Source organism: Halobacillus rhizosphaerae, from assembly GCF_046719735.1.
Taxonomy (GTDB): domain Bacteria; phylum Bacillota; class Bacilli; order Bacillales; family Halobacillaceae; genus Halobacillus_B; species Halobacillus_B rhizosphaerae.
This window is the reverse complement of sequence record NZ_JAUTWQ010000006.1, coordinates 346035-359414: the sequence shown is the minus strand read 5'-3', so window position 1 is coordinate 359414 and position 13380 is coordinate 346035. Positions and strand designations below refer to the sequence as shown.

Annotated in this window: 10 protein-coding genes; 7 read left to right on the top strand and 3 right to left on the bottom strand. The window is 40.9% G+C overall.

Annotated features, from left to right (window positions below):
* Positions 1-94: 94 nt before the first annotated feature.
* A complete protein-coding gene (locus Q7A53_RS09475; RefSeq protein ID WP_411788906.1) occupies positions 95-2860 on the bottom strand; it encodes a CBM96 family carbohydrate-binding protein in 2766 nt (921 codons plus the stop codon).
* Between the two features lie 239 nt (positions 2861-3099).
* Between Q7A53_RS09475 and Q7A53_RS09470 the strand changes: the two genes are divergently transcribed.
* Together Q7A53_RS09470 and Q7A53_RS09465 are read left to right on the top strand one after the other, a co-directional pair.
* The gene (locus Q7A53_RS09470) at positions 3100-4578 is read left to right on the top strand and encodes a methyl-accepting chemotaxis protein (protein ID WP_411788905.1); all 1479 of its coding nucleotides are present in this window, start codon (positions 3100-3102) and stop codon (positions 4576-4578) included.
* A 199-nt stretch (positions 4579-4777) separates the two neighbouring features.
* Positions 4778-5938 (top strand): LysM peptidoglycan-binding domain-containing protein, encoded by a 1161-nt coding sequence (locus tag Q7A53_RS09465; RefSeq protein ID WP_411788904.1) that lies wholly within the window; start codon positions 4778-4780, stop codon positions 5936-5938.
* A 304-nt stretch (positions 5939-6242) separates the two neighbouring features.
* On the opposite strand, the gene Q7A53_RS09460 is transcribed toward Q7A53_RS09465, so the two are convergent.
* Entirely contained in the window at positions 6243-6437 is a 195-nt protein-coding gene (locus Q7A53_RS09460; protein WP_411788903.1) for a DUF6954 family protein, read from the bottom strand.
* A 294-nt stretch (positions 6438-6731) separates the two neighbouring features.
* On the opposite strand from Q7A53_RS09460, the gene Q7A53_RS09455 reads away from it, so the two are divergent.
* Both Q7A53_RS09455 and Q7A53_RS09450 read left to right on the top strand, forming a co-directional pair.
* Positions 6732-7286: a nitroreductase family protein gene (locus Q7A53_RS09455; RefSeq protein ID WP_411788902.1), complete on the top strand. Its 555-nt coding sequence runs from the start codon at positions 6732-6734 to the stop codon at positions 7284-7286.
* Positions 7287-7528: 242 nt separating this feature from the next.
* Positions 7529-8008 (top strand): hypothetical protein, encoded by a 480-nt coding sequence (locus Q7A53_RS09450; RefSeq protein ID WP_411788901.1) that lies wholly within the window; start codon positions 7529-7531, stop codon positions 8006-8008.
* A 539-nt stretch (positions 8009-8547) separates the two neighbouring features.
* Here Q7A53_RS09450 and Q7A53_RS09445 read toward each other — a convergent pair.
* Entirely contained in the window at positions 8548-9711 is a 1164-nt protein-coding gene (locus Q7A53_RS09445) for an iron-containing alcohol dehydrogenase (protein ID WP_411788900.1), read from the bottom strand.
* Between the two features lie 516 nt (positions 9712-10227).
* Between Q7A53_RS09445 and Q7A53_RS09440 the strand changes: the two genes are divergently transcribed.
* The 3 genes from Q7A53_RS09440 (at position 10228) to Q7A53_RS09430 (ending at position 13364) form a co-directional block, all read left to right on the top strand.
* Positions 10228-10935 (top strand): MerR family transcriptional regulator, encoded by a 708-nt coding sequence (locus Q7A53_RS09440; protein WP_411788899.1) that lies wholly within the window; start codon positions 10228-10230, stop codon positions 10933-10935.
* A gap of 329 nt (positions 10936-11264) precedes the next feature.
* The gene (locus tag Q7A53_RS09435) at positions 11265-12764 is read left to right on the top strand and encodes a flotillin family protein (protein ID WP_411788898.1); all 1500 of its coding nucleotides are present in this window, start codon (positions 11265-11267) and stop codon (positions 12762-12764) included.
* A gap of 66 nt (positions 12765-12830) precedes the next feature.
* Positions 12831-13364 (top strand): HAD-IIIA family hydrolase, encoded by a 534-nt coding sequence (locus tag Q7A53_RS09430; RefSeq protein WP_411788897.1) that lies wholly within the window; start codon positions 12831-12833, stop codon positions 13362-13364.
* Positions 13365-13380 lie beyond the last annotated feature (16 nt).

Here is a 13380-nt window from a genome sequence, read left to right as displayed (position 1 = left end):
AAATGAATGGCCTGATTTGAAAACCCAAATGGAAGGGTACCTCCCTTACCATTTGGGGTTTCTTCATTGCAGAATAGCTACAGTCTTATCCTCATCAATACACATCAATATAAGCAGGGTGCAGGTTATCTTTGCTGTGTACAAAAACGCTTCGATCTGTGGCATTTTGATCCTCTAAACGAATGGTTAACGTTTTATCGGATAGTTGGTCTTTTATATATTCCGAGACATTGATGCTGTACCACCCTTTGTGAGTAATATTCAGCTGACCGATGTAGGAATCATTTTCACTTTGCGCAGGCTGGTTATTCCAATTTACATTACCTTCACTCCAATGATCATCTACAAGACCTGTAATTGAAACTGGGACTTTCTCGACTGCTGCATCGGTAACTTCTTGGTTTACATAGAAATGAAGAGTGGCCTGGTTAATCTTATGAATGGGAAGAGAAGAGAAATCAAATTTTAACAAGGCGGCACGGTCATAGTTGGTACTTTTGTGATCATCTACATCTTTAATATCAAGCAGTGGCTCTGTGCCATAGTTAAGATCGGCGAAGTCACCGCTCCGAATAAAAGCATCTTCATAGACTGGGATCGTTTGTTTGTTCCACTCTGTTAACAGTTCACCTTTCAGATCATAGGCGGAGGCCCAGTAATAGCCATCGCTTGTCAGAGAGTTCACTTTGAATCCTACTTGACCTTTTACATTTCCCAATTCTTCAGAAAAGAATTCTGTATGACCGGATGCATTGGTGTTCGTTGTCATATATTTACCGCTTAACCGAGTAAAACGACCGCCGATGACCGCTGATAGCCCTTGATGATTCTTTAAGTCCACTACGTTTACGGTCACCTTAGCTTTTGTCCCATCGAAGACAATGGAAGCGTCATTTATGATCATTGGCAGTAAGTCCGTACTCGTGGTAGCAGCTGAAACCATAGATGATAACGGACCGGTATTTCCGGTTACATCGACTGCCGCTACTTTATAATAATAAGTAGTATTTGGTAATAAACCAGTATCTGTAAACTCTAAACTTCTGGAAGCTCCGGCAAACGTATCATTACTCGCTTGGAAAGCAGGATCGGTACTCCTGTAAATCCGGTATTCTTCAATTTCCTGATTATCAAAAGATCTTCCATAGCTAAGGGTCACGCTCTGATAGTCAAATGGATCGGCCTTCAAAGGTTTACTAATTTGAGTAGGGGGTTCGAAATCTTCCGGCGGTTTCCAGTAGACTGCATCAGGACTCCATTCAGACGGAAGATAGCGAATCGTATCATAATGATGCATGGCGATTCCGGCATAACTTTCTTCTTTAGAGAAAGCGCTTTCAATTTTCTTCAGCTCTTCTTCCATATAAGTGCGTCCTTCCTCGCGAAAACTGATCACTTCAGGATCGCCTCCATCAGCAATATCCTTCGTTTCTACGCCAATTACAACAGAATTTGGTTTGCCAATTTCGTTGGCATAATCTATTTCACCTTGGGCTTGAGCAATGATCCCTGCCGATCCTTCTGCCTGATCACGATAGTCCATGATGGAAATATAATCGACAATATCTTGGACATGTTGAGATAGCCACTGATTTTTTTCCTTGCCAGGATCTCCCCAGATAATTCCCTTTGCAAAGTCAGAAGAATCATACCATCTTGGTATGGCTGCACCGACCGAGAGCCCAGAACCTGCAGCTTTTTTGCGCTCCATAAATATTTGTAAGAGATCCAGGTATTGAAGCTGTAAAGAAGGTTTATCAGTTTTGAATTCAGGTGCTATATAAGGTTCAATGTCGATATTTACTCCGTCGAAACGCTCCTTTTCTTTTGAAGATAAGTTGTAATTTAAAATATTTTCAAATTCACGTATGGCGAGGTGATGGTATTCCTGGTACGCACCAAAATAGGGAGGTTTGGTCCCTCCTGACATAAGTGCCTGAATCTTATAGCCGTGGTCATGCGCCCACTGGACAAGATCCCGTACTTTCTCTCGTTCATCTTCCAGCATATCTGTCCCGAAATAATCACCCACTCCAAGATATAAGGTGGTAATGGGGGGCTGGTCAAAGGTTTTTGTATCCTTAGCCATAGCATCTAGAACCTTTCGGGAGCCTTTATTATACAGGAGGTTATAGGAGGCATTTTCCCAGATCCACATGGCACGGTCTTGATTAAGGAGTGCGGTCTCTTCATTTGACCCTTTTCCAAGCTGAACATAAGAGGTGGAACTCAATCCAGTTGTACCCTTGGAGTCTGTTGCACTTGCTTCTAAGCTGAAGGTTTGATCTTTCAGTTTATGACGCTTGATTTTCCATTTGTACTCATACAGGCCATTCTTTTCTTTAGCTGCTTTCCAGTGACCGCCATTTATACGAACTTCTACCCGTTTTAATCGGTTCTCTGAAGCTGCCTTTACTTCAATTTTTACATTGTTCTGCTTAATTTGTCCTGAATCCTCAGGGCTTATAATAGTGACTACAGGCTCTGCCGCATGACTATTATGGGTTTTCAGGTGAATACGGTTTGACCAAACAGTATAACGAGTCGACGTATTTGTACCGATAGCGAGCAGCTCTAAGGAACCATTGTATCGGCTTGTGTTTAAATCGTAGTACCATGTGCCCGAATTCTGGCCTTCTGGATTCATTATAACTTCGACTGTCTCCTCAGCATTAATGATTAATTGAATATTGGATGTTTCCGTATACTTGCCCGAAATCCGAACCTTATTTCCTTGAACGATCTCACCATCTTCAGGTGAACGAATGGTTAAGGCAGATGCTGCCTCTGCATTGGGAATAGGAATCCATGACAAAACAAGCAGGAATACAAACCATCCAGCCAATTGTTTCTTCCACATACCCTCACATCCCGTATTTTCTATTTTATAGTTTTTTTACTGTCCTCCTTCCATTATAAGGTAGAGTGGTGAGTATAATTATACGCTCGGCCGCCCGGTTGAAATATGACCTTTAATAGACCTTTATTGAGCGGAGTTAAACAAACTCTGTCTGCATCCGATACTACTATAGTAATGTATCTTTGTATCTATTAATTAAAGGGGAAATGCTGTTTATCGGCATAGTAAGGGGGAAGAATATGACAGAAACAGAAAGCTTCTATCTAAGAGATTTACGCAAGAAGAATAAATTGACGTTTTATACGTTTGCATTGGCATGGATTGCTGGTTTGGGGCTGTCCTTTTATGAACATGACCAACTTAGTGCGATTTGTTTTGGAAGTGAATTGGCAGGCTATATTGTTCTGTATGTACTGCTTCATTTTATTGTTAAAAAGGATACCCTGTATGCTTACATAAGTATTATTTCAATTAACTTCCTAGGTATGGTCCATATACTGGCTTCAGGAAGCTCCGTTCACGTCCTGATGATCGTATTCTTTCTTGTCTTACTGTCATCTGTCCACATGAAGCGGGTCATTTTCGGTATAGGATATGTCCTTGGACTGATTACCCTGGCAGTCAATTATTACTTAGCAGGAACGGAACAAACAGCAATAGGTTCTATAATGAGCTACACGCTGCTCGTTTATCTGTTATTTGGGATTACGTTATGGATTATGATAGGATTATATAATTCTCAAGCTTCACGCATTGGAAATTATCTTATGCAGATCGAACAGGATAATCAGCGTCAGCAGGAACAAAAAGACACCTTAGAATCAAATCTGCTGTCCATTCTGGCTGATATTTCTCAAGTGGATGGTCAGATTCAACTAAATTTAGATGCCCAAAATGATATAAGGGAAGCGATTAGTCAGATAACTTCAGGCAGCCAGGATCAGTCCGAACAAATTTCTGATATTACGGAAAATGCGAATGATACTCAGTCTTCCATGGGAGGTATCGACCAGGCTTCCAAGGAATTAAGTCGTGAATCAAGACAGGCTAATGAGGTAGTTCAATCTGGTAGAGAACAAATGATGCATTTGCAAAATGAAATGCAGGAGATGAAGATTTTTATAGAAGAGTTAAATCGCAACTTTACGATCGTGTCTAACAAGATTGGCGAGATTAATACCTTTACGAGTACCATAGATGAGATTACGAACCAGACGAACTTGCTTGCCCTTAATGCTTCCATCGAAGCGGCGCGTGCAGGTGAAGCAGGGAAAGGGTTTTCTGTAGTTGCTGATGAAATCCGAAAGCTTGCTGAAGTATCCAGTCAAGCGACCGAACAAATTACCGAAAACTTAGAAGAACTGAATCGCAGCACGTCGATTTCATTAGATAAAATGGAACAAAGTAAAGAAAAGATCGATCACGGAGCCCAAACATCAGAAGACCTGCAAACCTTTTTCGACCAAATGGCTTCTACACTTGCCATGCTGGATGAAAAGCTGGATGGCTTCACACAGCTCGCTAACAGTGTACGAGGGAAAACAGCAACGGTGGAACTTGCGACGAGTGAGCTTGCAACCATTATTCAGCAATCGGCAGCAAGTTTAGAAGAAATGAATGCTACTGTTGACAATTTAACATCCGATAACAAGACGGCAGCCGACTTAATGAAAGAAACCGTTAAGAAAGCTGAACATTTAAAACAGACCTTTGCTTAATATTAGGAGCTCCCCAATCAATGGGGAGCTCCTGTTTTTTTAGAGAAATGGAATCTTATGGAATAGGAAAATGGCCTGGTAAGAGGTATAATAGGACTATAAGAGCCCGCCTTTATTCACCTGTAATAATGGATTGAATTCATTATAAAAATGTACATATGCTGACTTTTTAGCATAACTAAACTAAGAGGTGATAGAGTTGAGTACTAAACTAGTAAAACTCTGTGTTGTTCTCACCCTGCTGATCTCTTTTCCTCTATTCTCTTCTCTCCATGTCCAAGCCGCCAGCTCTCAATTTGTTGCAAAAGGAACTTCAGCGAATAAAGTCGTAGCGCTTACCTTTGACGATGGAGCCGATGGAACCAATATTGAGAAGATTCTTTCGGTGCTTGCGGACCACCAAATTACGGCTACCTTCTTTCTAACAGGTTCCGGAACAAAAGCTCACCCAAGAGCAGTTAAAAAAATTATCGCTGCCGGCTATGATATTGGCAATCATTCGTATTCTCATCCTGACTTCACTACGCTTTCCGCAGCGCAAATGAAAAACGAATTAAATCAAACGGAAGCTATGATTAAAAGCACAACTGGCAAATCTTCAAAACCTCTTTTCCGTGCCCCATTTGGAGCTGTGAATTCTGCGGTTCTTTCCGCAGCTGGTAGTGCTGGTTTTACCCACACCATTCAATGGAATATTGATACTCTGGATTGGAAAGGCACTTCAAGTGCAGCGATAACTAATAAGGTAATGGATCATATCGTACCAGGGTCAATTATTTTAATGCATACAGGGGAGGGGGCTTCCGGAACCCCTGGTGCTCTTCCAACGATGATTTCAAAACTCAAAGCGAAGGGATATAAATTTGTGACTGTCCGTGATCTTTTATTCGTCCAATCTGCGGGGGACACTTATGTGGTAAAACCAGGGGATACATTATATAGGATTGCAAAAAAATACGGGATGACGGTGCAGCAGATGGCAGAAATGAATCATTTAGCTGACCCAAGCTATATTCGAGCAGGGCAGGTGCTTGTAATCAGTGAGCCCTCTTCAATTCATACCTATACCGTCCTATCAGGGGATACTCTATACAGCCTGGCTCGTAAATACGGGGTTTCTGTTTCATCCATCGTATCCGCCAATCATTTGGCAAATGCGAGCTATATAACGGTGGGACAGGTCCTAGTTATTCCAGGTCAAGCAGAACCCCATTATACTGCTTATGCAGTGAAGGCAGGCGATACGCTATACAGCATTGCCCGGCGGTATAATACGAGTGTATCTAAGCTAGTTCAAGTCAATCACATATCTAATCCTGACTTTTTACTAATGGGTACCATCCTTAAAATTCCGCAGTAGTTCGCCTGAAACCGGGACATAAATCTTTTTGCCATAATTAAATCCGAACATTGATGAAATGGTAACGACCTTCTTCCATCAACGCTCGGATTTTTTGTCTTGCCACCAAGCAAGACTTCTAGATCACCAGAAGTATATGTTTGTTCCCACCTTTATTACTCTTCTTCACGGATGAACCAAGGGGAATAGAGGTGAAAAATTAATCTTTTTCAGTATTTAAACCGTGGGGGCATAGAGGGGCTAAGTGAAAGGGAAAGAAGAGCCGTTAAACTCTGCATGAGAGGTTTAACGGCTCTTCTTAAAGCTATTTTTGTCTTCCGCTTTTTTTATTCCAAATTAATAAAATTAACCCAAGGGCGATATAAATAAAAATGACAATCGCCAAAGAGTACATCCTTGATTTCATAGGTCCATCTGAAAATAATATGGGACCAAGACCAAAAAGAGTAACTCCCAGATAAAGCAGGGAAAACACGCCGTAAACTAGTTTTTTCATCATGATTCACTCCTTGTTGCCTTCGTTCCTATTTTTTTCTTCCAAAGGTAGGTAAAATCCGTTGTTGTTATTATCTAAAGGAGAGTAATGGTTACAACATTTACGAAAATCCAACCAGTTAAACATATCTACAGCGAACGAAGCGAAAGCGAAGGTCAGAAAAGGGTTGATCAATTTGGGAAAAAAGTGGTCGATACGCAGGACGTAGTATATACTATAATAGAATTGACAATTGTAGTGATAACGATTATCATTATCGTCAGAATGAACTCAATCTAATAAATGCAGGTGAGACATATGGAAGAAGAGAAAACAGATCTAGCCAAAATTATTCGTGCACGCAGATCAGTGAAAAGCGGATATTTGGATAAGGAAGTACCTGAAGAATTAATTAGAGAATTATTAGATGATGCCAGATGGGCGCCAACCCACGGGCTTAGAGAACCTTGGCGTTTTATCTTTGTGCCGACTGAGGAAACGAGTGACTTTGTAGAAGATATCGTTCAGACTTTTCCGAGAGAAAGACAAGAGAACCGAAGGAATTATTTCAGTCAGCCCGCCGCTTTTCTGATTCCAGTAATGGAAGAAGATCCGCGTCAGAAACAGTGGGAAGAGAACTTTGGAGCGATCAGCAGCCTCATTCAGAACTTTCAATTGCTTTCATGGGAACGCAAATTAGGAGTAGTCTGGAAAACAAATCCTCAGATTCATGAACCCCGCGTCCGGGAAATCTTAGGTGTTAAGCCTGGAGAGAAAATTGTCGGTTTCTTACACCTCGGTTATTTTGATAAAGAACCGAAAGCGAAAGAACGTACTCCGATTGAAAACAAATTAAGTATTTACAAAAAATAATAAGTGTGAAGAGTCCCAAAGCCCGAACTTACCTAGGTTCGGGCTTTGTTGTGTGCTCGGAAAAGACAATTGCTTAAGTGAAAATCAATAAAGTTCTATTGTGAATTTTGAATACCAGAGAATTTGAATAACACAAACTTAATTCCTGTTTATATTCTACTATATGATTTACAGTAAAATATTGGTCTGATACTCTAGTACTAGATTAACACTTGATAGAATTTATGTAAGAAGGTGGAAAAATGAATAAAATCATTTGGTGGTCAGTCGGAATTAGTGTGGTTTTAATCATTGGAGTAATCAGTGCCGTTAGCTTCTCACTATTATCTGAAGGCGAAACGAAGTCCGTAGAAAGCACTGCTCAGGGAGATGCAGAAGCAGCTGCCGATTCCTCTGAGGATCAATCCCGGGTTTCTAAGGGAATCAATCAATTTGTCAAAGACGAACATCATTTTTACAATCAGACCTTGGGGTATGGAGGAAAGGATGAGATTGACTATAAGAAACAAAGAAAAGAAGCGGACTATATTTTGGAGTATCTAGATCAGCAGCATGAATATGGTGAAGTTCAAGAATCGGACATTGAGAAGATTCGAAAACTTGCCGGGTTAGATGAGTTTGTTGAGCTGCATCGTATGTTTCATGACTTAGATATTGCCGTGAATAATTATACAAATTATAAAAAAGTGTGGGGCGTTACAGACACTTTAGAGGAGAAGTAGGCAGGAATTTATTCGCTCTAATACACACAAGTGATATGCTGCACATTTAAGAAACGGTAATTTTCTACTTGGTTTATCTGGTGAACACATACCTGTTCTTTAAAAGATATTAGGCAGAATAAGTAAATGAACTCATGTGAATACCTAGGGTTAAATACACTTAGGGAATTTCTCCTTCGCAAAGTAGGAGGTATTTACATGATCTTTTATTTTTTTTTGGTTTATCATTCCTTTAGCATGGTGCTTCATATTCTGTGATAATAGACACATTGTTGGATATTTTCCGCTTGGAGTTCTTATAGGGTATTTGATTAATATCATCGAGGAAGTTTTGGAAATTCGGCTTTTCTGGGCACGATACATATATTAACCTTTTCTTTAACTTCGGTTATTTTCCAGCTACTACTATTTTAGTCATTCAATTGTGGGATAGGCAGGGGAAAAGTGTGTTATTTGTAGCCCCATTTGCAATGAGTTCTTATCCAGACAAGAAAGGGGCAGAGAAACACTCTCTTTCCCTTTCTTGTTCTCAATAATTATTATAATGATCGCTTTAATATATCTACTACATTCTCTCGGTTCAATTCTTTATATGTGCCAACACCTGGTTTTATAAAAGTTTTTTCTGCAATGGACTCAAGATTTTGATCATCAATATCATAATCAGCTAATGTGTTTGGTGCTCCTAAAGAATTCCAGAATCTGCGGAGGCACCGTGCTCCTTCAAGAGCGACTTCTTTATCGTCTTTACCGGAAGGATCAACACCTAGTACATTGATGGCCAGCTGTTTTACGCGACTTGGGTCTTCCTCTAACACATGTTCCAGCCAATGGGGGAATAAGATGGCAAGACCTCCACCATGAGGGATGTCATATATCGCTGAGATTGCATGCTCAATACGATGAGTAGCCCAATCGCCACCATCTGTACCATTACTAAGGGTGCCGTTGAACGCAGTTGTACTTATGTACATCATCGTTTCACGGTATTCATAGGATTGTGGGTTTGCTAACAGCTTTGGTCCTGTCTGAATGGCCGTCCGAAGCAAGGATTCAATAAATCCGTCGATCATAGGCGTATTCGCGGTTCTGTGAAAATAATGCTCAAGCGCATGTGACATACTGTCGACGATACCGTAAACCGTTTGGTTTTCTGGGACTGAAAAAGTATACTCTGGATCCAGGATGGAGAAGGTTGGGTGTACATGTGGTGATCCCCAGCCTAGCTTATCATTGGTTTCCCAATTTGTGATTACTGACACTGGATTCATTTCTGAACCGGTCGCTGCAAGTGTGAGTACTGTCCCGATGGGCAAGGCATTTTCGATCGGTGCCGCTTGTGTTATTAATTCCCAAACGTCACCATCATAGACTGAGCCGGCGGCAATGGCTTTGGTACAGTCAATCACGCTCCCGCCTCCAACCGCAAGGACAAAACCGATGCCTTCCTGCTTGCAGATTTCGACCCCTTTGTGAACAGTAGACAGACGAGGGTTGGGCTCAACGCCAGGCAGTTCAAAAACTTGTGCATCTATTTTCTTAAGTTCCTTTAATACATCATTATATACTCCATTCTGTTTAATGCTTCCTCCGCCATAAACAACTAGGACACGTGTTTTTTTAGGTATTTCGTTTGAAATCTGTTCAACTTGTCCCTTTCCGAAGAAAAGTTTAGTGGGGTTATATTGTAAAAATGTATCCATTGCTGCACCTCATTTTCATCATTATTGCTTCCCCATTTTATCATGACGGATATAAGTAACGTTAGGGAGTATTTTCTATACCTGTAATCACTATTTTTGATACCCATTTCAAAGCAGTGTGAATAGAAAGGTAAAATAGGGGATGGGGAAGTGATGTGGGAATCCGTATCAGGAATTGTGTGTAGAATGGATGAGGCTGGAATTTATCTAATAGGAATCATTCAATTTTTTAATTTGAAAGCCTTTGTAGTTGGATTTTCTGGTCCTTAATTCCTGGTTGGATAAATCCGGGAATTTTAATCTCAACCTTGTATCGCCTGTAGCGATTTCCGATATGGTGCATCTTATGATGGATGATAAAGGATCAAAGTAATTGATTAATCTGATATCAATAGGGCTGGGGTGGTTAAATAAATGGTCGGATAGGCTCTGTTTTAAAGCGATATATCGCTTTACGACAAAGCTTGCAAATTCGGTCGAAAACCTTCATATTTATAGGAAAGGAGGTTCGACGATATGCGACACGATATACAGCCTAATGAAAGAGCTTACACGACCAAGGAAGTAGCAGAAGAGCTGGGCATTGCCACACCGACTGTCAGAAAGTATGGCCAAATTTTAGAGCGTAAGGGGTACGAGTTCTTTAAAGATCGCAATCGCCGTATCTTTGTTCGATCCGACATCGAATCGCTTATAGCGATACGCGATACGGATAAGCCTCTGGACGATATAGCACAGGATATGGTGGACATGCAGCAGGATCGTTTAGAATCCAAAGAAACGAATGTTGCTGTACCTGATACATATGGTGAAACTCCTCAGGACCCTGGTCAATTACGTGAGTTCCTAATGTTCATATCTAATGAACTAGCTGCTTCGCGTGAAATGAACGTGCAATTGACAAACGATATGTCTGAGCTGAAAACTACGGTTTCTCGACTACAGCAAGATCATCATGTGATTAGCGCGGGTGTAGGGAATTCTGCACAGAAAACACAGGCGAAACTTGAAAAAATGACGAAACAGCAGGAAGCTCATTATGAAGAACTGCTGGAGCAGGAGAAACAAAAGACGGAACTATTACAAAGAGAAATTCAGGAAATGCGGGAAGAACAAAAGAAGGAATGGCGAGCACAAAATGACTTTAACCAGCGTTTAGAAGATGCGGCAGCAAATAAGCCAAAAGGAAATTTAGAAAAAATCCTCTCCATCTTTCGGAAATAATATAAGAAATCACCCAAAGACTGGTGAAGATTTTTGATGCGGAATGTGCAGCTTAACTATAACTGAATACACGTATAAGGGGGTTTTTTGAAACTGTACAGGTTAGCGTACAACGTTCATAAGATGCCCTTTTTTAGTTTGGTAAAATGAGTGACACTCAATTATTTTCACTCTTCTTGTGGCAGTTTAATCATCAAATTACTAAGGTATTTGTAAATTTCTGCTTAAATTGCTCGACTATTGAAACTTTTGGAGGGGGACAATCGTTATGTAATACAGGGTCCATAGTTGGAAAAGTATGGACAATAAAAATTAAAGGGGTCGTAGATATGTTCGAAAATGCATTATTTTTAATGATTTTAGGCGTTATTGGTGCAGTCGCTGTCGTGGCTGCGATCATCCTATTTATCATTTTCCGTTTGCGCTACAAAACAGCAAGTTCAAATGAAGCGCTGATTGTAACAGGTCCGAAGCTTGGAGATCCAGAAAAAGAAAAGAACGTATTTGAAGATGATAATGGCAGGTCAGTGAAAATTATCCGAGGCGGAGGGTATCGTCTGCGTATGTTTCAAACTGCCACACCGATTGATTTAACTTCTTTTCAGCTGCAAGTGAACTCTGAGAAAGCTTACACCAAAGAGGGGATACCAGTACGCGTAGCAAGTACAGCCGTGATCAGTATCGGCAGTGAGCTTGAGATCATGGCAAATTTTGCAGAGAAATTCTTGGGTAAAAAGCAGAAGGAACGTGAATCAGAATTGAAGGATGTGTTGAACGGTCACCTTCGTTCAATTATTGCTTCTCTGCCAATTGAGAAAATCTATAATGACTTTAAAGAAGTTAACACACAAGTAAAGAAAATTGCAGAATCTGACTTAAAAGGCATGGGATTCGAAATTACCTCATTTGCGTTGAATGACGTGGAAGACGTGGATAAAGAGAATGGATATATCGATGCACTGGGACGTCCTCATATTGCGGAAGTTCAGAAAAAGGCAAACTTAGCAGAATCCGATGCTACGAAAGAAACTCGTATCTATCATGCGAAAAATGATCAGGAAGCCAAAGATGAAGAGAACCGCCGTTTAACTGCAGTGGCAGAATCTACGAATCAGAAAGAAATTAAAGAGGCAGAATTTCAAAAAGAAACGAACCGTGCTAGAGCAAAGGCAGATCAAGCTGGGGAACTCGAACGCCAAAAGCTTGCTCAGCAAATTAAAGAAGAAGAATTAAAAGTAAAATACATAGAGAAGCAGCGTGCTGTAGAACTAGAAGAAGAGGAAAATAAACGCCGCCGCTCGATTGCGGATGCCGAGGCTTATGAAGTGACCAAACGAGCGGAAGCTGACGCGGATACAGAACGAATTAAAGGGGAATCGGAAGCAGAAGTTATACGTCAGCGTGGAATAGCTGAAGCTGAATCAAAAGAACGTATGGCTAAAGCTATGGAGCATTATGGAGAAGCCGCTATTATGGAAATGTTGATCAAGGTACTGCCGGAATACGCAGAGAAAGTGGCTGCTCCGCTGGCTCAAATTAAGGATATGAAAGTTATTGATATGGGAGGATCCAACTCTCAGGGAGGATCATCTAAAGTAGCGAACAGTGTGACTTCTACGATGCTGGGGATCCAAGAGTCCTTAAAGGAAACAACGGGGATGGATTTAAAAGCCATGCTGGAAAGCTATGTCTCCCGTGGGAAAGTCAGTAATTTTGATCAGGAACAGGCGTCAGCCTTCCAAGAAGCCGCTGCATCTAAAGAAGACAGTGGTGAAAATCAAGAAGATAAGGAAGAGACAGAAGCTGAAGAGTTACAGGAAAAAGAATAGATCCACCTTAGAGCATGCCGTGTTTCTCTAAACGGCATGCTCTTTACTAAAAAGGGAGGAAAGACAGTGAACTTAGAATGGCTTGAGGCTGTATTTTTAGACCGTGATGGGACGATTGGCGGCGATGAGTCTATCCACTATCCTGGAAAGTTCTCCTTATTTCCGTTTACAACGAGTGTGATCGATCAATTACATAGCGAGAAAGTTAATATCTTTTCCTTTACCAATCAACCAGGAATAGCTGAAGGAAAATCCAGTGTTCATGAGTTTGTTAATGAATTGAGAGGGTTTGGATTCGACGACATATTTATTTGTCCTCATCGTATAGAAGAGCTTTGCAGCTGTCGTAAGCCCAATACAGGGATGCTGATAGAAGCAAGAGATAAATATGGTTTGGACTTATCCAATTGTGCAGTGATCGGGGATCGGTGGACGGATATGCTGGCCGCTTCAAAGACTGGGAGTTTAAAAATTCTCGTTCAGACAGGTGCGGGGAAAACGACTTTAGAGGATCCGGGGGTACATTCAACTGAGTTAGGGGTCGATTTTGTTGCTGAAGATCTTCAGGGTGCATTAGAGTGGCTTGCTAACAAAAATTAGTTCATCGAATTTGCTT

Bases quoted from the DNA above. Each gene is read 5' to 3' on its own strand.
- Q7A53_RS09475 (WP_411788906.1), bottom strand. From the start codon at position 2,860: ATGTGGAAGAAACAATTGGCTGGATGGTTTGTATTCCTGCTTGTTTTG.
- Q7A53_RS09470 (WP_411788905.1), top strand. From the start codon at position 3,100: ATGACAGAAACAGAAAGCTTCTATCTAAGAGATTTACGCAAGAAGAAT.
- Q7A53_RS09460 (WP_411788903.1), bottom strand. From the start codon at position 6,437: ATGATGAAAAAACTAGTTTACGGCGTGTTTTCCCTGCTTTATCTGGGA.
- Q7A53_RS09455 (WP_411788902.1), top strand. From the start codon at position 6,732: ATGGAAGAAGAGAAAACAGATCTAGCCAAAATTATTCGTGCACGCAGA.
- Q7A53_RS09450 (WP_411788901.1), top strand. From the start codon at position 7,529: ATGAATAAAATCATTTGGTGGTCAGTCGGAATTAGTGTGGTTTTAATC.
- Q7A53_RS09445 (WP_411788900.1), bottom strand. From the start codon at position 9,711: ATGGATACATTTTTACAATATAACCCCACTAAACTTTTCTTCGGAAAG.
- Q7A53_RS09440 (WP_411788899.1), top strand. From the start codon at position 10,228: ATGCGACACGATATACAGCCTAATGAAAGAGCTTACACGACCAAGGAA.
- Q7A53_RS09435 (WP_411788898.1), top strand. From the start codon at position 11,265: ATGTTCGAAAATGCATTATTTTTAATGATTTTAGGCGTTATTGGTGCA.